Source organism: Promicromonospora umidemergens, from assembly GCF_024171995.1.
In the GTDB taxonomy this organism is placed as follows: Bacteria; Actinomycetota; Actinomycetes; order Actinomycetales; family Cellulomonadaceae; genus Promicromonospora; species Promicromonospora umidemergens.
The window spans coordinates 55,683-80,899 of record NZ_JAMTCT010000020.1 but is presented as its reverse complement, the minus strand read 5'-3'; the positions used below and the strand labels follow the sequence as shown (position 1 = coordinate 80,899).

23 protein-coding genes are annotated in these 25,217 nt (G+C 72.0%); 15 read left to right on the top strand and 8 right to left on the bottom strand.

Annotation, left to right across the window (positions count from 1 at the left end; genetic code table 11):
* Window positions 1–17: 17 nt before the first annotated feature.
* The 4 genes from APR04_RS24040 to APR04_RS24025 all read right to left on the bottom strand — a co-directional run bounded on the left by APR04_RS24040 (window position 18) and on the right by APR04_RS24025 (window position 5,398).
* Window positions 18–1,736 carry an FAD-dependent oxidoreductase gene (locus APR04_RS24040; RefSeq protein WP_253875252.1) on the bottom strand — a complete coding sequence of 573 codons (1,719 nt, stop codon included), beginning with the start codon at window positions 1,734–1,736 and terminating at the stop codon, window positions 18–20.
* Entirely contained in the window at window positions 1,733–2,803 is a 1,071-nt protein-coding gene (locus APR04_RS24035) for a metalloregulator ArsR/SmtB family transcription factor (RefSeq protein WP_253875251.1), read from the bottom strand. The genes APR04_RS24040 and APR04_RS24035 overlap by 4 nt, the downstream gene beginning before the upstream one ends.
* A gap of 39 nt (window positions 2,804–2,842) precedes the next feature.
* Window positions 2,843–3,922, bottom strand: a complete 1,080-nt coding sequence (locus tag APR04_RS24030) for a glycoside hydrolase family 5 protein (RefSeq protein ID WP_253875249.1) — start codon at window positions 3,920–3,922, stop codon at window positions 2,843–2,845.
* A gap of 105 nt (window positions 3,923–4,027) precedes the next feature.
* Window positions 4,028–5,398 (bottom strand): NAD(P)/FAD-dependent oxidoreductase, encoded by a 1,371-nt coding sequence (locus tag APR04_RS24025; RefSeq protein WP_253875247.1) that lies wholly within the window; start codon window positions 5,396–5,398, stop codon window positions 4,028–4,030.
* A gap of 81 nt (window positions 5,399–5,479) precedes the next feature.
* On the opposite strand from APR04_RS24025, the gene APR04_RS24020 reads away from it, so the two are divergent.
* The 3 genes from APR04_RS24020 (at window position 5,480) to APR04_RS24010 (ending at window position 8,998) form a co-directional block, all read left to right on the top strand.
* Entirely contained in the window at window positions 5,480–6,883 is a 1,404-nt protein-coding gene (locus APR04_RS24020) for an amino acid permease (RefSeq protein ID WP_308292391.1), read from the top strand.
* Window positions 6,884–6,959: 76 nt separating this feature from the next.
* On the top strand, window positions 6,960–8,192 hold the full coding sequence (locus APR04_RS24015) for a metallophosphoesterase family protein (protein ID WP_253875245.1): 1,233 nt from the start codon (window positions 6,960–6,962) through the stop codon (window positions 8,190–8,192).
* A 98-nt stretch (window positions 8,193–8,290) separates the two neighbouring features.
* The gene (locus APR04_RS24010; protein ID WP_253875243.1) at window positions 8,291–8,998 is read left to right on the top strand and encodes an MOSC domain-containing protein; all 708 of its coding nucleotides are present in this window, start codon (window positions 8,291–8,293) and stop codon (window positions 8,996–8,998) included.
* Window positions 8,999–9,073: 75 nt separating this feature from the next.
* Here the strand turns inward: APR04_RS24010 and APR04_RS24005 are convergent, their stop codons facing one another.
* Window positions 9,074–9,565, bottom strand: a complete 492-nt coding sequence (locus APR04_RS24005) for a DUF6194 family protein (protein WP_253875241.1) — start codon at window positions 9,563–9,565, stop codon at window positions 9,074–9,076.
* A 42-nt stretch (window positions 9,566–9,607) separates the two neighbouring features.
* Between APR04_RS24005 and APR04_RS24000 the strand changes: the two genes are divergently transcribed.
* On the top strand, window positions 9,608–10,396 hold the full coding sequence (locus APR04_RS24000) for a MerR family transcriptional regulator (RefSeq protein ID WP_253875239.1): 789 nt from the start codon (window positions 9,608–9,610) through the stop codon (window positions 10,394–10,396).
* Window positions 10,397–10,450: 54 nt separating this feature from the next.
* On the opposite strand, the gene APR04_RS23995 is transcribed toward APR04_RS24000, so the two are convergent.
* Both APR04_RS23995 and APR04_RS23990 read right to left on the bottom strand, forming a co-directional pair.
* Window positions 10,451–10,942: a PH domain-containing protein gene (locus APR04_RS23995; RefSeq protein ID WP_253875237.1), complete on the bottom strand. Its 492-nt coding sequence runs from the start codon at window positions 10,940–10,942 to the stop codon at window positions 10,451–10,453.
* A gap of 33 nt (window positions 10,943–10,975) precedes the next feature.
* Window positions 10,976–11,662, bottom strand: coding sequence for a histidine phosphatase family protein (locus tag APR04_RS23990; RefSeq protein WP_253875235.1), 687 nt, complete (start codon window positions 11,660–11,662; stop codon window positions 10,976–10,978).
* Between the two features lie 122 nt (window positions 11,663–11,784).
* On the opposite strand from APR04_RS23990, the gene APR04_RS23985 reads away from it, so the two are divergent.
* The 9 genes from APR04_RS23985 to APR04_RS23945 all read left to right on the top strand — a co-directional run bounded on the left by APR04_RS23985 (window position 11,785) and on the right by APR04_RS23945 (window position 21,518).
* Window positions 11,785–13,563, top strand: coding sequence for an FAD-dependent oxidoreductase (locus APR04_RS23985; RefSeq protein ID WP_253875233.1), 1,779 nt, complete (start codon window positions 11,785–11,787; stop codon window positions 13,561–13,563).
* Window positions 13,556–14,464 (top strand): hydroxyquinol 1,2-dioxygenase, encoded by a 909-nt coding sequence (locus APR04_RS23980; protein ID WP_253875231.1) that lies wholly within the window; start codon window positions 13,556–13,558, stop codon window positions 14,462–14,464. The genes APR04_RS23985 and APR04_RS23980 overlap by 8 nt, the downstream gene beginning before the upstream one ends.
* A 62-nt stretch (window positions 14,465–14,526) precedes the next feature.
* Window positions 14,527–15,834, top strand: coding sequence for an ABC transporter substrate-binding protein (locus APR04_RS23975; protein ID WP_253875229.1), 1,308 nt, complete (start codon window positions 14,527–14,529; stop codon window positions 15,832–15,834).
* Entirely contained in the window at window positions 15,831–16,628 is a 798-nt protein-coding gene (locus tag APR04_RS23970; protein ID WP_253875227.1) for an ABC transporter ATP-binding protein, read from the top strand. The genes APR04_RS23975 and APR04_RS23970 overlap by 4 nt, the downstream gene beginning before the upstream one ends.
* On the top strand, window positions 16,625–17,356 hold the full coding sequence (locus APR04_RS23965; RefSeq protein WP_253875225.1) for an ABC transporter ATP-binding protein: 732 nt from the start codon (window positions 16,625–16,627) through the stop codon (window positions 17,354–17,356). Before APR04_RS23970 ends, APR04_RS23965 begins: the two co-directional genes overlap by 4 nt.
* The gene (locus APR04_RS23960) at window positions 17,356–18,267 is read left to right on the top strand and encodes a branched-chain amino acid ABC transporter permease (protein WP_253875223.1); all 912 of its coding nucleotides are present in this window, start codon (window positions 17,356–17,358) and stop codon (window positions 18,265–18,267) included. Before APR04_RS23965 ends, APR04_RS23960 begins: the two co-directional genes overlap by 1 nt.
* Window positions 18,264–19,334, top strand: coding sequence for a branched-chain amino acid ABC transporter permease (locus APR04_RS23955; RefSeq protein ID WP_253875221.1), 1,071 nt, complete (start codon window positions 18,264–18,266; stop codon window positions 19,332–19,334). Before APR04_RS23960 ends, APR04_RS23955 begins: the two co-directional genes overlap by 4 nt.
* A gap of 164 nt (window positions 19,335–19,498) precedes the next feature.
* A complete protein-coding gene (locus APR04_RS23950) occupies window positions 19,499–19,639 on the top strand; it encodes a hypothetical protein (RefSeq protein WP_253875219.1) in 141 nt (46 codons plus the stop codon).
* Between the two features lie 406 nt (window positions 19,640–20,045).
* Entirely contained in the window at window positions 20,046–21,518 is a 1,473-nt protein-coding gene (locus tag APR04_RS23945) for a class-II fumarase/aspartase family protein (RefSeq protein ID WP_253875217.1), read from the top strand.
* Window positions 21,519–21,576: 58 nt separating this feature from the next.
* Here the strand turns inward: APR04_RS23945 and APR04_RS23940 are convergent, their stop codons facing one another.
* Window positions 21,577–22,179 (bottom strand): ribonuclease H family protein, encoded by a 603-nt coding sequence (locus APR04_RS23940; protein ID WP_253875215.1) that lies wholly within the window; start codon window positions 22,177–22,179, stop codon window positions 21,577–21,579.
* A 200-nt stretch (window positions 22,180–22,379) separates the two neighbouring features.
* On the opposite strand from APR04_RS23940, the gene APR04_RS23935 reads away from it, so the two are divergent.
* Together APR04_RS23935 and APR04_RS23930 are read left to right on the top strand one after the other, a co-directional pair.
* Window positions 22,380–23,540 (top strand): VIT1/CCC1 transporter family protein, encoded by a 1,161-nt coding sequence (locus APR04_RS23935; RefSeq protein ID WP_372496168.1) that lies wholly within the window; start codon window positions 22,380–22,382, stop codon window positions 23,538–23,540.
* A 220-nt stretch (window positions 23,541–23,760) separates the two neighbouring features.
* Window positions 23,761–25,149: a hypothetical protein gene (locus tag APR04_RS23930; protein ID WP_253875214.1), complete on the top strand. Its 1,389-nt coding sequence runs from the start codon at window positions 23,761–23,763 to the stop codon at window positions 25,147–25,149.
* Window positions 25,150–25,217: the final 68 nt, after the last annotated feature.

Below are 25,217 nucleotides of genomic sequence, written 5' to 3'. Positions count from 1 at the left end.
GATCTGTTCAGGAAGGTTCAGGACGACGCAGCGGGGCGCGCCTGGTAGCTCTGGTTGCCGCCCGACAGGTTCGCGACGTCCGTGAACCCGAGGTTGCGCAGCACGTTCTGGCCGGCGTTCCCGGTCACGCCCTTGTTGCAGTACGTGATCGTGGGCAGCGCCGGGTCGAGCTCGCTCGACCGCTTCCGCAGCTCCGCCAGCGGGATGTGCACCGAGTCCGGCACTGCGGACCTCGCGCGGTCCTTCGCCGAGCGCACGTCGACGACCTGGATCAGCTCGCCGTCGGCCCGACGCCGGTCCAGCTCGGTCGGGGTGACCAGCGGTGCCTGCCCGTGGATCGCGTTGGTCAGCGCCATGCCGGTGTAGTGGACCGGGTCCTTGGTGGTGGCATACGTGGGGGAGTAGGCGAGGTCGAGGTGGAAGAGGTCGGCGACGTCTGCCCCGAACGTGATCGCCGTGGCCAGCACGTCGATGCGCTTGTCCGCGCCGGTCGCCCCGATCGCCTGGGCACCCAGGAGCCGTCCGGTGGCCCGGTCGGCCACTGCCTTGAGGACCAGGGGCTTGCCGCCGAGGTACTCGGGCCGGTCGGGCTTGATGTTGTGCAGCACCTCGACGTCGTACCCGGCGGCACGTGCCTGGTCCTCGGTGAACCCGGTCTGGGCGACGCCGAGGTCGAAGACCCGGACGATCGACGTGCCGAGGATGCCGCGGTGCTCCAGCGGCCCGCCGGTCATGGCGTCACCCGCTATGCGGCCCATCTTGTTCGCGGTCGAGCCGAGCGGCACCCACACGGGGTCGCCGGTGATCACGTGGAAGGACTCGGCGACGTCCCCGACGGCCCACACGTGCTCGACGCTGGTGCGCTGCCGGCGGTCGACGGCGACGGCGCCCGTCGGGCCGATCAGCACGCCGGCCTGCTCGGCCAGGTCGGTGTTCGGCCGGACCCCGACGGAGACGATGACCAGCTCGGCGTCGATGTGGTCGGCCCCGGGAGGTCCGCCCTCCACCGCGACGCCGGTCACGACCCCGTCGTCGGACGCGATGCCGACGACCACCGCGCCGAGCCGCAGGTCCACGCCGTGCTTGCGGAGCTCGCCGTCCACCCGCACGGACATGTCCGCGTCCAGGCGGGGCATGGCGTGGTCGAGCGCCTCGACGACCGTGACCGTCAGGCCGCGGGCCACCAGCTGCTCGGTCATCTCGAGCCCGATGTACCCGGCCCCGACGACCACGGCATGGCGTACGACCCGGCCCCTGGACTCGCCGTCCTCGATCCACGCGCGGATGGCGCGGGCGTCGGACGGGGTCCGCACGGAGAACACGCCTGTCGAGTCCACACCGGGGATCGGCGGGACGACGGCGTGGACGCCGGTCGCGAGCACCAGCTCGTCGTAGGTGTCGACGAAGGTGCGGTCGGTGGCCAGGTCGCGCACCGTCACGGTCCGGGCGTCGGCGTCGACCGCGACGACCTCGTGCCCGGTGTGCACGTCGACGTCGTACCGGGCCTTGAACCAGGCCGGGTCGCGCGGAGTGAGCTCGTCGATGTCCTTGACCTCGCCACCCACGAAGTAGGGCAGGCCGCAGCCGGAGTAGGAGATGTCGTGGTCCCGCTCGTACACCGTGATCTGCGCGGTCTCGGTGTTGCGGCGGGCCTTCGCGGCGGCAGAGGTGCCGGCGGCGACCGACCCGACGACGACTATCTTCAGCGGGGCGCTCGGCTGGGGCAGGGCGTTCATCGGGTTCCTCCGGTAGTCAGGGCGTCCTCGGCCGGCAGCAGCGCAGCGAGCAGGCCGCGCACCCGCCCGTCCAGCTCGTCACGGATGGCGGCTACCCCGGCGGGGGAGGCGAGCGCGGGGTCCCCGACGATCCAGTCCTCGTACCGCTTGCCCGGAAGCACCGGGCAGGCGTCGCCGCAGCCCATGGTCACCACGACGTCGGCGGCGCGGACGGCGTCGTCGGTGAGGGGCTTGGGGTAGAAGCGCGTGACGTCGTCGACGACGTCGGCGGCCGCGGTGTCGCCGAGCTCCCCGAGGATGCCGCGCACGGCGGCGTGCACGTCGCTCGCCGGTGCGGAGCCCGCCGACCGGACCACCACCCGGTCGCCGGCGTAGTGCTGCATGAGGGCCGCGGCCAGCTGCGACCGCCCAGCGTTGGCGACGCACACGAAGAGCACCTGCGGCGTGCGCTCGGGGCCCGTCGCCTGCGCCCGCTCGGCGTCGATGATGCGCTGCCGCGCGAAGTGCTCGGTGAGCGGGACGAGGTGCGCCGCGCTCCCGCCGCGGCGGGTGAGCGCCGTGTAGGACTCCCGGACCACGCGGAAGCACTCGCGCTCGGGGGTTCCGGTGAAGCGCTCGGCGAGCGAGGCGGCCACCCGGTCCAGGGCGGGGTCCACGTTGCTGAGCCCCGCGACCTCGCCGTGCCAGGCTCCTGTCGGCGCACCACCCGCGTGCACCTCGACGGCCGCGGGTGCGAACCGGTCCAGCAGCGTGGTGACCGCACCCCGGTAGGCGGGGGCGACGCGGTACCAGACCCAGGTGCCGCGCCGGTCCGACGTGAGCAGGCCGACGTCGCGCAGCACCTTGAGGTGGTGCGACACGGTGGGCTGCGAGACGGCGGTCAGGGTCGCGAGCTCGCCCGCCGTCGTCTCGCCGGTGGGCGAGGTGGCGATCGCCGACAGCATGCGCAGGCGCAGCGGGTCGGCGATCGCCTTGAGCGTCGCGGCGAGACCGGCGGCGGCGTCGGGGCCGATCGCGTGCGCCTCGGCGGACGTGGCCCGCTCGGCGGATGAGCCCTGTATCGACATGGCTCTATGTTTACACCTGTCGATACAGGGCGCAAGCAATCAGGACCCGCAGTCGAACACGTGCGCAGGCACCGAGGTCTCCGCGAGCCCGTCGGGCCCGGTGATGACCCGGTTGCCCCACGAGGTGCGCTGCGCGGGATCGAAGCCGGTCACCATGTCCAGGTACTCGACACCGCCGCCGTTCCCGCTCCAGGACCAGGCGAACCAGCCGATCCCCTGCGACCGGGTGTACGCCATGATCGTGTCCTCGTCGGGGTTGCCGTCGGAGTGGTCGTGCCCGAACTCGCCGACGATGATCGGCAGCCCCTGGCTCGTGAAGGCGTCGAGGTAGGAGGTGACCTCCGCCGCGGTGTCGTACACGCCGTACATGTGCACGGAGAACACCGTGTTGCCGTCCGGGTCGGCCGCGAGGACGTCGGCGGCGGAGTCCCGCATGATGCCCTGCCAGTCCTGGCCCCAGGACGGCGCGTCCACGACGATCGTGTGCTCGAACCCGGCGTCCCGCAGCCGCTGGATCGCGGCGGAGGTGTCGGCGGCCCAGCCCGCGTTGACGGTCGCGTCGTTGCCGTAGGGCTCGTTGCCGAGGTTGACGAGCACGCGGTCCTCGGTGCCCTGGAGGGTCGGGAGCAGGGAGATCCAGTAGTCCGCCGCCGTGTCGAGAGTGCTGGCAGCGGCCTCCTCGCCGTAGCCGGTCGTGTCATGGTCCTCCAGGACGCAGACCAGCCGGTTCTCCTCGCACAGGCCGACGACGCCAGCGACGTCCGCCGGACCGTTGCGGGTCCAGCGGGTCCCGTCGCTGAGCACCACGCGCACGGCGTTGGCCCCGGCGGCGGAGATGTCGGCGAACGCCCCGGTCTCCCCGGCGTACCAGGTGTGGGCGTGGCTGACGCCGCGCAGCAGCAGGGGCGATCCGTCGCTCTCGACGAGCCGGCCACCGGAGACGTGGATGCCGACGGCGTCGACACCGGCAGCATCGGCGTCGGCGGCCCTCGCGCCGTCGGGCGCGGCGGGTGACGCGGGTGACGCGGCGCCGGCCGGAAGGCCGAGCAGCGGGACGAGCAGCAGGCCGAGGATCGCTGTCGTCGCGGTACCGGAGATGATCGCGCGGGTGGGTCTCATGGTGCCTCCCCTTCGAGGTGTACGAGTACGGCCCTCGAAGCGTCCCCATGCGCACGCGGGCCCGACACCCACCAAATCGCTTAAGCGCCCGACCGGTGCCTGCGGTCAGGCGCCGGGCTTGGGCGGGCGGACCGTCGGGACGTCGCCGACGATCGGGACGGGCCGCCGGTGGAACGGGAACCCGTAGCGCGTGGTCAGGCCCGCGAGCGTCGTCACCCGGTTGCGCGGGCCGACCAGCGACATGATGTGCACGAACAGCCAGACCAGCCAGGCCAGGCCCTTGGTGATCCGCAGCGGCTTGCCGCCGGGCAGGTTGATCTCGGCGATCGCGGCCCGACGGCCGATCACCGCCATCGTGCCCTTGTCGACGTAGCGCAGCTCCTGCAGGGGCCGGCCGTCGAGCAGCGCCCGGATGTTCCTGCCGACCACGGTGCCGCCCTGGATGGCGGGCTGGGCCAGCTGCGGGAGGCCCGACGGCGAGACCGCGACGTCGCCCGCCGCGAAGACGCCCGGCAGCCCCTCGACCTGCATGTCCTCACCGGTCTTGATGCGCCCGCCCTCGTCCTGCGGCAGACCCCACCCGGAGACCTCCTCGTGCGGGTGCACTCCCGCGGACCAGACGGTCAGGTCGGCGTGGATGCGCGTGCCGTCGGCGAGCACCACCGCATCGCGCTCGACCGCGGCGACGCCGGCGCCCAGGTGCAGCGAGACCCCGCGCCGGGACAGCTCCTTGGCGGCGTAGGTCCGCAGCTCGGGCGCGAACGCCTTGAGGATCTCGCCGCCGCGCTGCACCACCTTGACCTCGAACGCGTCGCCGTGGATCTCCGGGTAGGCGGGCGCGAGGCCGGCGGTCCGCAGCTCGGCGAGCGCACCCGCGACCTCGACCCCGGTCGCGCCACCGCCCACGACGACGACGCGCAGCCCGTCGTCCAGCCGCTTGGACTTGGCCGCCCTCTCCAGGCGGATGAACAGGTTGTCGCGGATCCGGAGCGCCTGCGAGCGCGAGTACATCGGGAACGCGTACTCCTTGGCGCCGGGCGTCCCGAAGAAGTTGGTGGTCACGCCCGCCGTCACCACGAGGTAGTCGTAGCTGACCCAGTGGTCGTTCAGCAGACGGATCTTCTTAGCCTGGTGGTCCGCCTCGACGAGGTGCTCGTGCACCACGTGGACGTTCTTCTGCCGCAGGCGCAGGCCGCGCAGGAAGTAGGTGACGTCGCCAGGGTTCAGCCCGCCGGTCGCCACCTGGTACAGCAGCGGCTGGAACGTGTTGTAGACACGGCGATCGATCAGCGTGATGCGTACCGGCGCGTCCCGCAGCGCCTTCACGGCGGCCATCCCGGCGAACCCACCACCCACGACGACCACGTGGGGCAACGGTTCGGGGTGCCCGGTCAGCGGTGTCTCGAGGCCGTAGTCGGGGTCCTCCACGGTGGGGTCGTCACCAGCGTGGCCGGGGGTGTGCGCAGAGTCGGTCACGTGCCAGATTCTTCACCGGAGCCGCCGCACTCACATCCGCTGTGGTCCGCCGGCCCCCGGCTCGGGTTACCGTGGTCGGTCGTGAGCACCACCGACGACCAGAGCCAGCAGCTGGCCCACGGACTACGCCCCCGGCACCTGACGATGATGGGCCTGGGTTCCGCCATCGGAGCTGGGCTGTTCCTCGGCTCCGGCCTCGGCATCGCGGCGGCCGGGCCCGCCGTTCTCCTCAGCTACGCGATAGCCGGCGCGATCGTCGTGCTCGTCATGCGGATGCTCGCCGAGATGGCCTCGGCGCTGCCGTCGAGCGGGTCCTTCTCCGTCTACGCGGAGGCAGCGCTGGGCCGCTGGGCCGGGTTCCTCCTGGGTTGGCTCTACTGGTTCACCATCGTGATGGTGCTCGGCGTCGAGGTGACCGGCGTGGCCGGGATCGTGCACGGCTGGTGGCCCGCGGTGCCGCAGTGGGCCGTCGCGGCGGTCGTCGTCGCGGTGTTCGGCGCGATCAACCTGGTGGGCGTGCGGCACTTCGGCGAGGCCGAGTTCTGGTTCGCGGCCATCAAGGTCGCGGCGATCGTCGGGTTCCTGGTGCTGGGCCTGCTCATCGTGATCGGCGCCGTGCCGGTGGCCGGGAGCGTCCTGGGGGACTGGGCGGCGAACGGCGGCTTCGCCCCCGCCGGGCTGCCCGGCATCGCGGCGGGGCTGCTCACCGTGGTGTTCGCCTTCGGGGGCATCGAGATCGTCACCATCGCCGCTGCCGAGGCGCGCGACCCGAGCGCCGCCGTGGCCACCGCTACCCGCACCATCCTCTGGCGCATCCTGTTCTTCTACGTGGGCTCAGTGGCCATCATGGTCGCCCTGATCCCCTGGACCGACACCGCACGTCTCGAGTCGCCGTTCGTGTCCGTGCTCCAGATGGCCGGGTTCGACGGCGCCGCCCGGCTCATGGAGGTCGTCGTGGTGCTGGCGCTCCTGAGCGCCTTCAACGCCAACGTCTACGCGACGTCCCGCATGCTGTTCTCGCTCGGCGGGCGCGGCGACGCCCCGGCGCTCGCGACCCGGGTCTCGCGTCGCGAGGTGCCGTGGGTGGCCGTGCTGGTCTCGGTGTTCTTCGGCGTCGTCGCGGTGCTCCTGAACTACCTGCTGCCCGAGTCGCTGCTCGGGGTGCTGCTCAACGCCGTCGGCTCGGCGCTGCTCGTGGTGTGGCTGCTGATCGTCGTCTCGCAGCTGCGGCTGCGGCCGCAGCTGGAGGCCGCGGCCGCCGAGCGCGGCGAGACCCTGCGCCTGCGCGCCTGGGGCTACCCCTGGCTCTCGTGGGCCACGCTGGTGGCGCTCCTGGCCGTGGTGGGCCTCATGCTGTCCGACGACGCCGCCCGGCCGCAGATCGCCGCGACCGCCGGTCTGGTCGTCGTGATCCTGGCGGTCTACTGGATCGCGCGTGCGGTGCGGCGGACGTCTGCCGGGGCCGGCGAGCGCGCTCAGCGGTAGGGCGTTCAGCAGACCGTCATCGGGAGGCCACCCTCCGGTCGGACGGTCGCCAGCCCGGCCCCCGATCGTCGTCGGCATGAGCGAGAAGACTGCCGGCGACATGCCGAGCGAGATCAGTCCGGCCGACAGCGGCACCGCGGGGAGCGGGGCGTCCGCCGTCGACCGCCGGATGTTCCTGTCCCTGAGCAGCCTCGGCGCTGCCGGCGTCGCGACCGTCGCGGCGGCCACGCCCGCCGGCGCGACGGAGCTCGGCCGGCACCCGCAGCGGGGCCTGCGGTTCGGGCGGGACGGGAAGTTCAAGATCGTCCAGTTCAACGACACGCAGGACGACGAGAAGGTCGACCGGCGCACCCTCGAGCTGATGCGGGCAGTGCTCGACGACGAGCGCCCCGACCTCGTGATCCTCAACGGCGACAACATCACCGGCGGCTGTGACACCCCGCTCGAGATGCGCCAGGCGATGAACAACGTGGTGCAGCCGATGGAGGAGCGGTCGGTGCCGTGGGCCATCACCTTCGGCAACCACGACGAGGACTCGACGCCCGACAGCGGCCTCGACGAGGCCGACATGCTGGCCTTCTACCGGTCCTACCGCTACAACATGAACGGCCCGACGGCGCGCGGGGTGACCGGACAGGGCAACTCGAACCTGCTGATCGACGGCAGGAACGGCCGGCCGGCGTTCAACCTCTGGCTGCTCGACTCCGGGCGGTACGCCCCCGAGGAGCTGGCCGGCCAGGACTTCGAGGGCTACCCCACCTGGGACTGGCTGCGCATGGACCAGGTCAAGTGGTACTACGACACGTCGGTGCAGATCGAGCGCCGGGCAGGGCACGTCGTCCCGGCCCTCATGTTCATCCACATCCCCCTGTGGGAGTACCGGTTCATGTGGTTCGGCTCGGTCGACGGGCGCACCGACGCCGACCACGAGCGCGGCAAGGCCCGCCACCGCATCGAGGGCGAGCGGAACGAGGACGAGTGCCCTGGGCCGTTCAACTCGGGCATGTTCTCGGCGATCCAGCACCGGGGCGACGTGCGCGGCGTGTTCTGCGGTCACGACCACGTGAACACCTACTCGGGCGACTACTACGGCGTGCTGCTCGGCTACGCGGGGAACACCGGGTTCGGCACCTACGGCCTGTCGGGTGCCGAGCGGAACCGGCTGCGCGGCGCCCGGGTCTACGACCTCGACGAGTCGGCGGACGGCGTGCTGACCGGCACGCGCATGCGGTTCGCCGGTGAGTTCGACATCGACCTCACCGCGAACGACCAGTGGATGGAGCCGCTGCCGCTGCCGAAGGGCAGGTGACGCACGCGACCCGCGCACGTACCGGACACACAAGTCACCCGGGTGACCTGTGTGTCCGGTACGTAATGGGCATAACGCGGAAATGAGAGCATGTGCGCATGGCTGAACTCCTCGCGGTCTGTCGCGTCCACGTCCTGCTTCCCGACGCAGGCACCGTGGGAGTCACAGCGATCGACAAGCGGCCGGTCGAGGGGCGCGTCAAGGTCCGGCCCCTCGGGCTGTATGCGGACATCCAGGCGGACCGTAAGGACCACGGCGGTCCCGACCAGGCGGTCTACGCCTACGCGCAGGAGGACGCCGACTTCTGGTCGGCCGAGCTGGGCCGCCCGGTCCCGCCGGGGCTGTTCGGCGAGAACCTGCGCGTCCGTGGCCTGGACGTGAACCGCGCGGTGATCGGCGAGCGCTGGCAGGTCGGCTCGGCGCTGCTCGAGGTGACGCAGCCGCGTGTGCCCTGCCAGACCTTCGGCCGCCGGCTCGGCGAGCAGCGCTGGGTGCGCCGGTTCACGCAGGCGAACCGCACGGGCGCCTACCTGCGCGTGATCGAGAACGGCGAGATCGGCGCGGGCGACGCCGTCGAGCTCGTGCAGACGCCGGTGCACGGAGTCACCGTCGCGGAATGGTTCGCCGCGCGCTACGGCGTCGCGCGCTCCGACGACCCGACGACGGTTCCCGGCGCTGACGAGAAGGGCAGGCCCGACCCCGACACGCTCGAGAAGCTGGCCCGGCGGCTGCTGGACGCGCACGCCATCGGCGATATCCGGCTGAGCGTCGACCTGCTCCGCCGCAGCGAGCAGGCTGTCGTCTAAGGCAGGAGCAGGCCCGTCGAGAACGGGCTTGTGCTCGTCCGGGCGGACGTCGTGGACACAACCCCGTTCTCGGTCTCAGCGTCGGCGTTCGGACCTGACCCGTGCGGCGTCGTGGGCGTCGTGCAGGAGGCGGAGGACCGTGTCCGCGGTCCTCGGGCCGGGGTTCACGACGGCGATCCAGCCGGCGGTCCCGTAGACCGGGTGCGGCAGCACGACGTCGGTGGCCGCGAGGTCGACGGTGGCGTCGGCCGGGGTCTGAGCACCGTCCCCGGCGGCGTAGTGCTCGGTGAGCTCCCGGAACGTCCCGCGGTCGACATGGAGGTTCACGCGCCATCGTTCGGCTGGGTCGAGGTCCGAGGCCGTGTCGTCCGGGTAGTTCTTGGTGACGATGGTCCCGTAGGGCTGGACGGTCCGGGGCAGCACGCCGTCCGGCGCGTAGTAGAAGAACGCGTCGCCCCAGGCCAGCTCGGGAAAGCCGGCGTCGCCGACGGCGGGGGCCACGACGAGCGAGCCTTCGAGGTGCTGCACGGCGGCGATGATCTGGTCGATACTCAGGTCGGTGCTCATGGTTCAAGCATCACCTTCAAGTCCTTGTGTGGGGTTGAGCGAATGAGGCGAGAGAGCCGCCTGCAGCTCCGTACGGTCGACGTCGCGCGGGAGTCGGGGTACTCCGTCCAGCAGGTCCGCGACCTGGAGCGGCTGGGCGTGATCCCGCCTGCCCTCCGCGCGACCAACGGTTACCGGGCCTACACGGCGCATCACGTCCAGGCGCTGCGCGCGTACCGAGGCCTCGCGAGTGCGGCAGGGCCGGTGGTCGCGCGGCGGCTGCTCGCCGAGCTGTTCGCTGGGGCGGCGCTTGCCGCACAGCGTGATGAGCCGACAACAAGCCTCGCCGAGGCCGCTGCCCGCATCGGCGCCGTGCACGTCCGGCTGGCGCGCGAGCGCGACGAGGCGCTCCGTGCACGGGAGGCGCTGCGTGCGATCCAGGGTGAGGCCCGGTCCGACGCCGACGCCGACGAGGCGGCCGGGGGCACCATGACCATCACCGAGCTCGCCGACGCCCTCGGCGTACGCACGTCCACGCTCCGGTTCTGGGAGCAGGAGGGACTCGCGGTGCCGGAGCGGGTAACCACCCTGCGCGCCCGCCGGTACGGGACCGGGGCGATCCGGGAGGCTCGCATCGTCGCTGCCCTGCGCGGCAGCGGGTACGGCCTCCCGGCAGTGCGGGATGTCGTGGCGACGCTGCGTAGCGACGCCGGTGACGGCATCGTCGAGGGCATCGACGCGGCCGAGCGGATCCTGGGCAGGCGGCTCGACCAGATCGCCGCCCGCTCAGTAGCCCTGCTGCGTGCGGGCGCGGACCTGGCTGCAGTCCTGGAAGTGGACCCGCGTAGCTGACGAGGCGCAGCCGGTACGCCCGGTCAGTCGCGCGGGTACCCGCTGAGCAGAGAGTCAGTCGTCGCTGAGCTGCGTGCCCTGACGCACCAGGTCCTGCAGGGTGCGCTGGACCGCCTCGACGTCGGGCACGTCGTCGAGCACCATGCCTGGCTGATCGGTGCCGTCGGAGATCACGAGGGTGCCGCACCCCCAGAACCGGTCACTGAGCTGCTTCTCGAAGGTGACGTTGTTGATCCGGTAGAGCGGGATGTCCCGGCCGGTCTGCGTCAGCACTCCGGTACGCATCGCGACGCGCTGGTTGGTGATGATGTAGCGCGTCGTGCGCCAGCGCAGGAACGGTCCCACCGCGGCGGCCAGACCGAGCAGCCCGAGCACGAGCGTCGCGATCCAGAGCACGATCTCGTCAACGGGCAGTGGCACCGTCCACAGGGCGACGAGGACCGCGAGCAGCAGCACCAGCACCAGGATCGGCTTCACGACCTTCTTCGGGTGGGTGCGCAGCTGCATCACGATGGTCTCGCCGTTGGCGAGTTGCTCTTCCCTCATTCCGCGAATACTGCCTTACTGCGTGACCGGGATCTACTGTGCGGCGAGGTTCCATCCTTCGATCGTGCGCAGGTTGTGTCCGTAGCCCAGCAGGCAGACGGCGGCGGTCCCCAGCTCGAACCGGGAGCCGAGCCGCGGGTCGACGCCGAGCCAGACGGTGACGAGCACCCGCAGCAGGTGGCCGTGCGCGACGAGCAGCACGTCCCCGCCGCCGTCCGACCCGGCTGGTCCGGCTGGCCCGGCTCGGCCCGTCAGTGACTCCTCTGCCCGGGCCACCATCCGCGCCGCCCGCACGGCGACCTCGTCCAGCGTCTCGCCCGCCCGCCCGTCGCCGTGCTCGGCCGACGGCGGCAGGATGCGCACGCCGTCGTCGAAGATGAGGAACTCCCGCCCCAGCTCCTCGGAGACGTCGGCCGAGGTGCGGCCGTCCACGGGCCCGTAGTCCCACTCGGCGAGGTCCTCATCGACGACGGCGTCGGGGTAGCCCGCCAGCTCCGCCGACCGCCGGGCCCGGAGCAGCGGGGACGTGTAGACGGCCTGGAACTCGTGGTCGGCGAGGGCCAGCCCGGCGACCCTCGCCTGTTCCTCGCCTGCTGTCGTGAGCGGGAGGTCGGTGCGTCCCGTGTGCTGCCCGCTCGCGCTCCACTCGGTCTCGCCGTGCCGCAGGAGCACGAGCTGCGGGTCGCGCGAGGGCTTCAGGACTGTCGGCTGAGTAGGCATGGAACGAGCATCCTGCGTCCGAGGGCGACACGCACGTCTGCTCGCCCGGCGGTCTGGGGGTATCTGCGAAATATTACTGGTTTGCCCTTTTCTGGGAGGTGGTCTCACGCCATCCTGGGCTCATGAACACCGCCACCACCGCTGTCGTCGTCGAGACCGACGTGCTGGTCATCGGCTCCGGGCCCGCCGGTGCGTCCGCTGCCCTGTTCCTGTCCAGCCTGGGGATCGGCAACATCATGATCACCAAGTACCGCTGGACGGCGAACACGCCCCGCGCGCACATCACCAACCAGCGGACCATGGAGATCTTCCGGGACCTGGGCATCGAGGACCAGGTCCTCGCGGACGCCACGCCGCACGAGCTGGTGGGCGACACGGTGTTCTGCACGACGATCGCCGGCGAGGAGATCGGCCGCATCCTCACCTGGGAGACGCACCCGGCGCGCGAGGCGGACGCCCGGCTCGCCTCGCCGTCCCGCACGGTGGACATCCCGCAGACCTACCTCGAGCCGATCCTGGTGAAGAACGCGACCCAGCGCGGCACGCAGTCGCGGTTCTCCACGGAGTACCTGAGCCACACCCAGGACGCCGACGGCGTCAGCACCCGCGTGCTCGACCGGGTCACCGGCCTGGAGTACACGATCCGGTCCAAGTACCTGATCGGGGGCGACGGCGCCCGCTCCCAGGTCGCCGCCGACCTCGACCTCCCGTTCGAGGGCGCCATGGACATCGCCGGCTCCATGAACATCACGTTCAAGGCCGACCTCGCCCACCTGGTGGGCCACCGCCCGTCGGTCCTGTACTGGGTGCTGCAGCCTGGCTCCGACGTCGGCGGCATCGGCGCGGGCCTGGTCCGCATGGTCCGGCCGTGGAACGAGTGGCTGATCGTCTGGGGCTACGACATCGCGGGCGACCCGCCGCAGCTCGACGACGCAGCGGCCGCCGACATCGTGCGCCAGCTCGTCGGCGTCGACGACCTGGACGTCGAGATCACGGGCTACTCGCTCTGGGGCAACAACCAGATGTACGCGACGCACCTGCAGAAGGACCGGGTCTTCTGTGCCGGGGACGCCGTGCACCGGCACCCGCCGAGCAACGGCCTGGGCTCGAACACGTCGGTCCAGGACTCGTACAACCTGGCGTGGAAGCTCGCCGCGGTCCTGGGCGGCCAGGCGGCGCCGTCCCTGCTGGACACGTACTCGACCGAGCGCGCGCCGATCGCCGAGCAGATAGTGCTGCGGGCCAACAAGTCCGGCGGCGAGTTCCGGTTCATGGAGGTCCTCGGGGTGCTCGACGCGCAGACCCCAGAGGCTATGCAGGCCGCCATCGACGAGCGCAAGGCCAACACCCCGGCGGGCGAGGCCAAGCGCAAGGCTCTCGTCGAGGCCATGGACCTGAAGAACTACGAGTTCAACGCGCACGGCGTGGACATGGGTCAGTTCTACGAGTCGGCCGCCGTCGTGTCCGACGGATCGCCCCGGCCCTTGGACGAGCGCGACCCGGAGCTCTACTACAGACAGTCCACGGTCCCGGGGGCACGGTTCCCGCACGTGTGGGTGGCGGACCCAGCCGGCCACAAGCGCTCGACCCACGACCTCGCCCCGTACGGGCAGTTCACGCTGGTGACCGGCATCGCGGGCGAGGCATGGGCCGACGCCGCTGCGAAGGTCGCCGAGGAGACCGGCGTGCGGCTCGAGGCAGTGGTCATCGGGCCGGGCCGGGACGTCATCGACACCTACTACGACTGGGCGAAGATCCGGGGCGTCGAGGAGTCGGGCGCGATCCTGGTCCGCCCGGACTCCCACGTGGCGTGGCGCGCACAGACGCTCGCCGCCGACCCGGCAGGGGCGCTGGGCGACGCGCTGCGGTCGGTGCTCGGCCGGAGCGAGCAGGATGGCTGAGCCGGTCCCGGACGGTGCGGCCGAGCAGGCGGCCCGGGAGCAGGCGGTCCGGGAGCAGGAGCTCACCGACCGGGTGGCGGCGTCGTTCGACGGCGCCGACGACGAGCGCCTGAAGACCGTCATGCAGTCCCTGACCCGGCATCTGCACGCGTTCCTGCGCGAGGTGCGCCTCACCGAGGACGAGTGGCACCAGGGCATCGGGTTCCTCACCGCCGCCGGGCACCTCACCGACGACAAGCGGCAGGAGCTCATCCTGCTGTCCGACGTGCTGGGCGCCTCCATGCAGACCATCGCGATCAACAACGAGGCCCACGGAGGCGCCACCGAGGCCACGGTGTTCGGCCCGTTCTTCGTGGACGACGCTCCCCGCGTCGACAACGGCGGCGACATCGCCGGCGGGGCGACGGGCCAGCCGTGCTGGGTCGAGGGCACGGTCACCGACACAGCGGGAGACCCGGTCCAGGGCGCCCGGATCGAGGTGTGGGAGGCCGACGAGGACGGTTTCTACGACGTCCAGTACGGCGACGACCGCACCGCGGGCCGCGCGCACCTCTTCTCGGACGCCGATGGCGGCTACCGGTTCTGGGGTACGACGCCGACGCCGTACCCGATCCCGCACGACGGTCCGGTGGGCGCGCTGCTCGCGGCGTCGGGCCGATCGCCGGTGCGCGCGGCGCACCTGCACTTCATGGTGACCGCTCCTGGCCTGCGCACGCTGGTGACCCACATCTTCGTGCGCGGCGATGAGCTGCTCGGCTCCGACTCCGTGTTCGGCGTCAAGGACTCGCTCGTCAAGGACTTCGAGGAGCTGCCGGCGGGCACGCCGACGCCGGACGGCCGGGCGATCGTGGGCACATGGTCACGCACGCGGTTCGACATCGTGCTGGCTCCGGCCGGCTGACCAGCGCTACCTGCAAGGCACAGCTGACAACAGGCTCGACCACAGACTATGGAGTGACGACGATGGTTCGTAACGGACGGTCCATGAACGTGCGGGCAGGAGTGGCCTGGGCGTCGACGGCAGCGCTGGCCGGAGCACTCGCGGGCTGCGGCGAGGTGGGCGGTGGCACGGTCGGTGCCGGTGGGGACGACGACGTCCTGAAGATCGGCTTCGTCTCGACCGAGACCGGCCCGTCGGCGCCGTTCGGCGAGGCCAACACCTACGTGATCGAGGCCATGGAGCAGTGGTTCGCCGACAACCCGGTGACCATCGACGGCACCGAGCACACCGTCGAGATCATCGCGAAGGACTCGCAGTCCAGCTCTGCCCGCGCGGGCGAGGTGGCGGCCGAGCTGATCAACAGCGACGGCGTCGACCTGGTGCTGACCTCCTCGACGCCGGACATCACCAACCCCGTCTCGGAGCAGTGCGAGGCGAACTCGGTCCCGTGCATCTCGACGGTCGCGCCCTGGCAGCCCTTCGCCATCCGGGAGGGTGACGAGCCAGCCGACCTGAAGTACAGCTATCACGCGTTCTGGGGCCTCGAGGACGTGTCCGCGGTGTACGCGGACATGTGGGGCCAGGTCGACACGAACCAGAAGGCCGCTGGCCTGTTCCCGAACGATCCGGACGGCCAGGCGTGGAGCGCGAACTTCCCAGCCCTCACGGCGGACACCGGCGTCACCATCCACGACCCGGGCCTGTACCCGAACGGAACCCAGGACTTCTCGGCGCAGCTCTCCGCGTTCAAGGGCCACGACATCCTGGTCGGCGTGCCGATCCCGCCGGACTTCACCACGTTCTGGCAGCAGGCCGGGCAGCAGGGCTATCAGCCCAAGATCGCGACGATCGGCAAGGCCCTGCTGTTCCCGTCGGCCGTCGAGGCGCTGGGCAACGCGGGGGACGGCCTCACCTCCGAGGTGTGGTGGCACCCGACCGCGCCGTTCACGTCCTCGCTGACGGGGCAGACCGCGCAGGAGCTGGCCGACCAGTACGAGGCCGACACCGGCAAGCAGTGGACCCAGCCGCTCGGCTTCGCGGAGGCCCTGTTCGAGATCACGGTCGCCGCAGTGGAGGAGGCCGGCTCCACCGAGCCGGACGCGATCACCGAGGCGCTGTCGACGCTCGAGGTCTCCACGGTGGTCGGCGACGTCGCCTGGGGCGTCGACGACAGCGTCCCGCCGTACGTCGCGAAGACGCCGCTCGTCGGCGGCCAGTGGCGGCTCGACGAGGGGCAGGGCGAGGACGAGAACCCCTACGAGCTCGTGGTGGTCTCCAACGAGCTCGCCCCGGAGATCCCGACGGGCGGCGAGGTCGAGCCCCTGAAGTGAGCGATTCCTTGCTGCGGGTGACCGGCGTCGCCAAGCGCTTCGGACCGGTCGTCACGGCCCGCGACGTGTCGTTCGAGGTGGCGGCCGGCGAGGCACTGGGCCTCGTCGGCCCGAACGGTGCCGGCAAGACCACGCTGCTCGACATCGTCGGGGGCACCCAGCGGGCCGACGCCGGGACCGTGGTGCTCGACGGCCGGGACATCACCCGGCTCGGCGCCGCCGCCCGCGCGGACCGGGGCATCGCGCGGTCGTACCAGGTGCCGCGGCCCTTCGGCGGCCTCACCGTGTACGAGAACGTGCTGGTCGGGGCGTCGTTCGCGGGGCAGCGGCACGCCAGGACCGGACCGGCGGACGACGCCGGCGCCCAGGCCTGGCACGCGCTCGAGGTGACCGGCATGACCGAGGTGGCCAACACGCCGTCGGGCAGCCTGCGCCTGCTGGACCGCAAACGGCTGGAGGTCGCCAGGGCCCTCGCGACCCGCCCGCGGCTGCTCCTGCTGGACGAGATCGCCGGGGGGCTCACCGACCGCGAGCTGCCCCAGGTCGTGCGCCTGGTCCGCAGCCTGCGGGACGACGGCGTGGCGGTGGTCTGGATCGAGCACGTGCTGCACGCGCTGCTCGACGTCGTGGACCGGCTGATGTGCCTCGCCGCCGGTGAGGTGATCGCGCAGGGCGACCCGCACGACGTGATCCGCAGTCCTGAGGTGATCGAGGTCTACCTTGGCTCGACCGTCGACGCGGTGACGGACCCGGCTCCGGACCCGGCGACCACACCCCCCGGGGAGACCGCATGAGCGTCCTGGAGGTGACCGGTCTGGAGGTCCGGTACGGCGACCTGACGGCCGTCGACGGCGTGGCCCTGTCGCTCGCCGAGGGGGAGACCCTCGCGGTTCTCGGCGCCAACGGAGCGGGCAAGTCCACGCTGCTGGCGGCGCTCGCCGGCACCCACCTGCCGACGTCGGGCACGGTGCTGCTCGACGGCGAGCCCGTCACCCGGCTGCCCGCCCACCGGCGGGTGCGGCGTGGGATCGTGCTCGTCCCGGAGGGGCGGCGCATCTTCGGGTCGCTCACCGTCGAGGAGAACCTGCTCATGGGCCGCTTCCCGAAGCGCGCCGGGCCGTGGCACCTGCGCGCGGTCTACGACATGTTCCCGCTGGTGGCGGAGATGAAGGACCGGCGAGGCAGCGTCCTGTCCGGCGGGCAGCAGCAGGCGGTGGCGATCGGCCGGGCGCTCCTGGCGAACCCACGGGTGCTGCTGCTCGACGAGGTGTCGCTCGGGCTCGCGCCGACCGTGGTGACACAGCTCTACGACGCCGTACGGCGCATCACGGCGGAGGGCACCACCGTGCTCGTCGTCGAGCAGGACCTGGACCAGGCGCTGCGCGTGGCCGACCGCGTCCAGTGCCTGCTCGGTGGCCGGACGGTGCTGGAGGCCCAGGCTGCCGGCCTGGACCGCGACACCGTCGCCGACGCCTACTTCGGGATCACCCGGGGCTCGCGAACAGATCCGACGGAGGCCTGATGGACTGGCTCAACGCCGGCGTGCAGGGCGTGCTGCTCGGTGGGCAGTACGCGCTCCTGGCCTGCGGCCTGTCGCTGATCTTCGGCGTGATGCGCATCGTCAACCTGGCCCACGGCGTGCTCGCGGTGCTGGCCGCGTACCTCTCGCTGGTCCTGGTGGAGCAGGGGCTCCCGCTCTGGCTCGCGGTCGTCGTGGTGGTCCCGGTGTTCGCGGCCCTCGGCTACGCGGTGCAGCGCGGCCTGTTCAACCCGGCCCTCGCGCAGGTCGGCGGGGGTGCTCGCGGCGGCAGCGGCGGCGGCTCGCGCGGCGCGGGGGAGCTCGCGCCGCTGCTGGTGTCGTTCGGCGTCGCCGTCGCCCTCACCAACCTGCTCCAGGTGGTCTTCAGTGCGGACACCCGCAAGATCCCCACGGGCGGCCTCGCCTCGGCGGGCCTGCCCCTCGGTGACCTCTCGGTCGGCGTGCTGCCGCTGATCACCCTTGCGGTCGCCGTGGCGGTCATCGCGGCGGTCCAGCTCTTCCTGGCGCGCACCGCGACGGGCCGCGCCATGCGGGCCGTCGCCGACGACGCGGGGGCCGCCGCCATGATGGGCGTCGACCCGAAGCACATGTACGCCGTCGCGACGGCTCTCGCGTTCGCGACCCTGGCGCTGGCGGGCGTGTTCGTCGGCATGAGCACCCAGTTCTCGTCGGGCTACGGGGACCTCGTGCTGCTGTTCGCGTTCGAGGCAGTGATCATCGGCGGGCTCGGCTCGCTGTGGGGCACGCTCGCGGGCGGCGTGGTCCTCGGCCTGGCCCAGACGATCGGTGCACAGATCGACCCGCAGTCCGGGGTGCTCGCCGGGCACCTCGTCTTCCTCGCCGTCCTGGTGGTCCGGCCGGGCGGCCTGATGCCGAGGAGCGTGCCGGCATGAGCGGCCCCGCCGCCGTAGCGCCCAGCACCCCGCCCGCGACCCCGCCGACCGCCCCCACCGTCACGCGGGGCGGGCGTGGATCCTGGGTCGGCGGCGGAGCCATGCTCCTCGTGGTGGTGCTGCTCGCCGCCGTCGTGCCGTACGCGGTGACCCTCGGCGCGCTGTCGAGCCTGGTGATGCTCTTCGCCCTCGTGATACTCGGTACCACCTGGAACCTGCTCGCCGGGTACGGCGGCATGGTGAGCGTCGGCCAGCAGGCCTACGTCGGCGTGGGCGGGTACGCCCTGATCCAGCTCGCCGACGCCGTCGGCGCACCGCCGTGGGCGGCCGTCCTGGCCGCCGGCCTGGTCGGCGCCGCGATCGCCCTGCCGACGAGCTACCTCGTCTTCCGCCTGGCCGGTGGGTATTTCGCGATCGGGACCTGGGTGGTGGCCGAGGTATTCCGCCTGGTCACCATGCAGATCGACGGGCTCGGCGGCGGGACGGGCCTGTCCCTGAGCGCGTTCCGCGGGACCGACCGGGTGGAGCGCGTGGCCTTCGTCTACTGGTTCGCGCTGGCCCTCATGGTCGCCGTCGTGCTCGGGACCTACCTGCTCATGCGCTCCCGCGTGGGACTCGGGCTCACGGCGATCCGTGACGACCGCGTCGCCGCGAGCAGCCTCGGCGTGGCCGTGGACCGCGGACGCCGCCTCGTGTACGTCGCCGGATCGGCCGGCGCGGCGCTCGCGGGCGCCCTGATCGCCCTGAGCACGCTTGGCGTGACCCCTGGGTCGATCTACTCCGTGAACTGGACCGCCGCGATGATCTTCATCGTGGTGGTCGGCGGAATCGGGACCATCGAGGGCCCGATCGTCGGGGCGGTCCTGTACTGGGTGCTCCAGCAGGCTCTCGCGCCGCTCGGCACCTGGTACCTGGTGGTGCTGGGGGCGGTGGCGGTGGCCGTGGTGCTCCTCGCGCCGCGCGGCCTCTGGGGCCTGGCAGCGGGCCGCTACCAGCTGTTCCCCACGACCCACCACGTCCGCCCTCTCGCTGCGAGCGCGACCGTTGCGCCCAGAACGGGCAGGTAGCCGCAACGATCGCGCCCGCAACAAAGTTCTGACGGTGCGGTGAGGCCCATATCACAGCCTCTTCGGTCGACGGCGCGACTCGGTATCAATCAAAATGGTTGATCCGCACACCCAGCGGTGAACCACGTGCACCGTAGCCCGTACGCCTGCACCGGAGGAGGACCATGACGGACGCCAACGACGCCCAGCACCACTCCATCGCCAACCCTCGCCGGACCACGCTCCTGCATCGGAGCGTCGCCGACACCTACGTGTCCCAGCACGAGGAACACGAAGCCCCGGCCGACGAAGCCGCTGCAGGCTGACTCGCGCGGCACTCGCCGCCGAACAGCTCGTACCTCGCCCGAGAGCCCGGCCGCACGCCCCAGTGGCGCGTGCGGCCGGGCTCTCTACGCGCGAACGCCTGTGACGGACCTCACCCGCGTTACATTCCCGAAACAGTTCCGCTAACCTGGAGAAGGCGACTTCTTCCACGATTCGGAACAGCAGGTCTGTGCATCGAGCAGTCGGCACAGCGCGTGCAGCACGGCAGGCAGGTAGGCGGGCAAGGTCCCGCGGCAGCCGGTGCGAGGTGGAGAACGAGCTCGCCGGCAGGTCGACCCCACGCAAGGGACCGGTCTGCCAGAGCGCGTCCGGTCACGTACGAGACAAAACTGAGTGGGGAACCCAGCAATGTACAGCGAATCGATTCGACACTTCACTGACGGACGCGTGCCCTACGCCGGGATCGCGCACCTCTTCAGCGTCGAGAACCGATTCCAGGCGAGGCTCGACGTCGAGGCCGCGCTCGCGCTCGCAGAGGCCGAGGTCGGTCTGATCCCGGAACCGGCAGGCGAGGCCATCGCTCAGGCGGCGCAGATCGAGAAGCTGGACCTCGTCAGGGTGGCGGCCGAGACGGTGTCGGCGAGCCACCCCCTGATGCCGCTCATCGAGGAGTTCGCGCGGGTGGTCGGACGCGAGTACGGCGGGTGGGTGCACTGGGGCGCCACGACGCAGAACATCACCCAGACGGCCGACGTGCTGGTGCTGCGCGACGCGCACCGTGCGGTCAAGGACCTGCTCGCCAAGGTGCTGCGCGGCATGTCGAAGCTGGCGGAGGCGTCCGCCGCGGTGCCGATGGCCGGCCGCACGCACAGCCAGCACGCGGTGCCGGTCACGTTCGGGTTCAAGGTGGCCGTCTGGATCGACGAGCTGGCGGCCCACACCGACCGGCTGGAGCGCCTCGAGGACCGGCTGTTCCGGGTCCTCATGGGCGGCGCCGTCGGTACGTTCGCGTCGTTCGGGCCCGCCGGGCGTGAGGTCGAGCGTCGCGTCGCCGAGCATCTCGGGCTGGGCACCATGCCGGTGCCGTCGCGCGCCATCAACGACGGCATCGTCGAGCTGGTGCTCGTCCTCGGCCAGGTCGCCGGGACCGCCGGCAAGATCGGCAAGGACATCTACTCGATGATGCAGCCGGAGTTCGGCGAGGCGTTCGAGCCCATCCCGGACGGCACGGTCGGCAGCTCGACCATGCCGCACAAGCGCAATCCGCAGCTCGCCCTCGACCTGCTGTCGATGAGCGCTCAGCTGCGCGCCCTCGCCGCGCCGGCGCTCGAGTCGATGCAGCACGACCACGAGGCCAACGGGGGCATGACCGATCTCCTGGAGGAGACGGTGAAGCGCGCCACCGTGCTCGGCGGCGACATCCTGACCCGGCTCGACGTCATCCTCGACGGTCTCGAGCTGGACGAGCAGCGGATGCGCGCCAACCTCGCGCTGAGCGAGGGGCTCATCGGTTCGGAGTCGCTCATGATGGAGCTGGGCGAGCGCATCGGCCGGCAGAAGGCGCACGAGGTCGTGTACGAGGTGGCGCAGGAGTCGGCCGTCGGCGACGCGCAGTTCCTCGACCTGCTGGTGCGGAACACGACGGTCAGCGCCTACTTCGACCGCGACGAGATCCGTCGCCTGATCGACCCCAGCGCGTACCTGGGCGAGAGCATCACGATCGCGCACGAGATGGCGCAGCACGCTCGCGCCGTCGCCGACCGGCTGGAGTTCAGCGCCCGCACGGCGCGGCCCGTCCCGCTCTTCGTGCGGGCGGCCGCGACGAAGGACGACGACGTCGACGACGCCGACCCGGTCACCGCCGGCCGCATCGCGCCGGACACGCGCACACCGGACGAGCTGCTGCGCCTCGGCCGCTAGCCGATCAGCGCCCCGGCAGGGCCCGAGCGCCAGGCCGGGGCCCGCCGGGGAGCACGCGTCAGAAGAGAGTTCCGGACTCCCACGTCGCGCCGGCGACCGCCGGTGCAGGGACGGGCTTGGGGGCCTCGGGCTCCCGCGGTCCGGCGACGAGGACGCTGCCGCGCAGCTCGGCGTCGGGAATCATCCCGGCGTCGGGGACCAGCATCTCGCCGACACCGCCACGTCCCGCGTCCCACTCCTCGGCGGCGAAGCCGGCGAGCTGGTCCACCCGCTCGTTGTACGGGTTGCCAACGTGTCCCCGCACCCAGTGGAACCGGACCGGGCCGGTGCGTTCCGTGACGGCGGCGTCGATGGCCTGTACCAGGTCGAGGTTCGGGACGGGGTCGCCGGACGGGGAACGCCAGCCGTTGCGCTTCCATCCATCGGACCACTCGGACACCGACCGGATGGCGTACTGCGAACCGGACTCGACGAGCAGGGGCTCGTCACCGGGGTGGGCCTCGACCGCACGCAACAACGCCGAGAGCGCGGCCACCTGGTCGTTTCCCCGGGCAGCGCCGCCCGAGTCGAACTGGCCACCCGCGTGGTTGATCCACGCCCATCCGATCGCGCCGCCGGGTGCGGCCGACCCGTGCGTGCTGACGATGATCACGGCGTCCATTGTGCATCCTTCCGCCCGCGAATCCGTACGGCAGGCCGGGAGACGGCAGGTTCGGGCCCGGGAGGCAGAGAGTTCGGCAGGTCGAACCTCGGGCCCTGGAGCCACGAAACCCACGCCACGTGATCCGTGGGCATGATGGCGGAGTGCCTCAGCGATCCTCCGACCCGCCGTCCGACCCGGCCCGCCGCTCGTCCCAGCGCATCCCCACGCCCGCCGAGCGAGCGCAGGAGCTGCACCCGGCCCGCCGTCGGACACGTGCCGACATCCGGCGGTGGCGCAGGCTGCTCGCGGACGAGCGAGCCGAGGCGGCGGTCTATCGCGACCTGGCCGGCCGGCGCACCGGTGAGGAGCGAGACATCCTGCTCGCGCTCGCGCGCGCGGAGAAGAGACATGAGTCGCACTGGCTCGCGCTCCTGGGCCCCGACGTCGGCGCGCCCGTGCGTGGCGACCTCCGCACCCGGGCGCTCGGGTTCCTCGCCCGCCGCTTCGGCGGGGTCTTCGTGCTGGCGCTCGCTCAGCGTGCCGAGGCCAGGTCGTCGTACGCGCACGACGCCGACGCCACCGTGGCCATGGCGGCCGACGAGCAGATCCACGAAGAGGTGGTGCGTGCTCTGGCCACCAGGGGCCGGAACCGGCTGTCCGGCACCTTCCGTGCCGCGGTGTTCGGCGCGAACGACGGGCTGGTGTCGAACCTCGCGCTCGTGCTCGGCATCGGCGCCTCCGGTGTGGCGACGAGCACCGTGCTGCTGTCCGGGCTGGCCGGCCTCCTCGCGGGCGCGCTCTCGATGGGCGCAGGGGAGTTCGTGTCGGTGCGGTCGCAGCGGGAGCTGCTCGAGGCGTCGTCGCCGTCGCCCGCTACCGGTGCGGCCCTGCCGCACCTGGATGTCGACACGAACGAGCTCGCGCTCGTGTACCGCGCGAGGGGGATGAGCGTCGAGGACGCGACGGCGCACGCCGACGCGGTGCTCGCCGGGCTCGCGGTCTCGCCCGTCGAGCACCAGGGTCCGCTCCTGTGGGTGCAGGAGGCGCCGGTCCAGGACCGCCCGGCGGACGGCGCCGCCGAGGCGGACGAGCTCGAGACGCACGGGACCGCGTGGGGCGCGGCGATCTCGTCCTTCTGCTTCTTCGCGTCGGGCGCGGTGGTGCCGGTGCTGCCCTACCTGTTCGGTCTCGACGGACTCGTCGCGGTGGTCGTCGCGACCGCCCTGGTCGGGCTCGCGCTGCTGGTGACGGGCGCCGTCGTCGGCCTGCTGTCCGGGACCTCACCGCTCACCAGAGCGCTGCGCCAGATCGCCATCGGCCTCGGCGCGGCGGGCGTCACCTACGTGCTCGGGCTCGTCTTCGGGGCTACGGTCGGCTGATCCAGACAGTTCACCCGCAGGTTCGTGACCCGGCTGGACCATGCCGATTGGCGCGAGATCGGTGAGATGACGCGAGTTTCCGACATGTCGCGGTTCTGAGCACAAAATCTTTGATCCGCAAACCGCAGGTGTGCGGTTGCCGATCTCCGTGACCCCGAGCAGATTAAATGTGAATGCATGTCTGCTGGCGGCCCGCTTCGGGCCGGAGAGCGGGAGACCGATGTCGAAGGACGCGCTGACGAGCACGGGGGGCCACCTCCGTCGCGCCGTCGCGCGCGCCGTCGGATCCGTCGCCCTCGGTGCAGCAGGTCTCGCCCTCGGGGTCACGCTCGCGGCCCCCTCGGGCGCCGCGGAGCGCGACCTGCTCGGCTCTGCCCTCAGCGGCTCGGTGGAGGCGACGGCGCAGACCGTCACGCGAACCACGGACACCCTCGGGCTGACCAGGCCTGCGGCAGATCCCGCAGATGCGGCCGATCAGGTCACCGGTCGCCCGGCGGCAGCGGAGCCGCCTGAGCTGGAGCCGCTTGCTCCCGCGACCAGAAAGGCCACTGAGCCTGCGCCGCAACGCGCACCCGCTGCGCCGTCCGCCGAGCCGGCCGGGAAGGTGGACGGGCCGGCTACCGGAACGGTCGAGGGCACGCTGACGCCGATCACTGACGGTCTGCTGAAGCCGGTCACCGAGCAGGTCCGCACGGGGGTGACCGAGCCGGTGGGCGAGGCCGTCGCGCAGCTCACGGAGAAGCCCGTCGGGCACGCCGCCGAGATCGTCGAGCAGGTCTCCGACCCGGTCCTCAAGCCCGTCGCCGAGCAGGTCGGTGAGGTCGTCGAACCGGTGACCGGTTCCCAGGGCGGGCTGTTGACGCCGGCGACGGACCTGGTCCGACAGGTCACCTCTCCGCTCGCCCCTGTGTCCGACGGCCTGCTGAAGCCGGTCGTGGGCGCCGTCTCTCCGGTGACCGACGTCGTGGGCGATGTGACGACCCCGATCGTGCGGGCGCTCGAACCCGTGACCGCTCCTGTGACGGAGACGGTCCCGCCCGTCGTGCTGCCCGTCGGCGAGGTACTCACTCCGGTCATCGAGCCGCTCCCTCCGGTGCCCGGCGTCCTGGTGCCGGAGCCTTCCACCCAGCCCGCGGTGCCGGGCGGCGTCAGCACGGTGGTCCCGGTCGAGCAGGTCGCCGGCGCCGAGCCGACGTACCCGCCAGCGCTGCGGGCTCCCGGTGACGTCGCGGTCATGGTCCGGGCCTCGACCGGAGTCCAGCACGCGACGCTCGACCCGATGCGGATGAGCGTTCCCCGGGGCGCCACCGCGGCGGACACCACGCTCGCCCTGCGTGTCGCGACGGCGGGTGTCGTCCGAGCGGGTGGCGCGGGCCCCCTCGGCGCGGGCTTCCCGTTCGCCGCCGGGGGCGCGGGAAACGCGGTCGTCGCGGGTGCCGGCGGACTCCTGGGTGGCGGTGCGCCGCAGCTGAAGGTGCTGGGCGGCGAGGTTCTCGCGGTGCTCTCGGCCCTGCTCCTCTTCCGGGCGCGCTCCTGGCGCGTGGCGACCGACGAGTCGCGCGGCAAGCTGTCGAGCAGCTATACGGATATACCTGTCTCTCCTGCCTGACCTGGCTGGGCCGCGCCTTCGCGTGCGGCACCTCCCGACGGCGAATCTGCCGTCGGCTCCACGCCAGG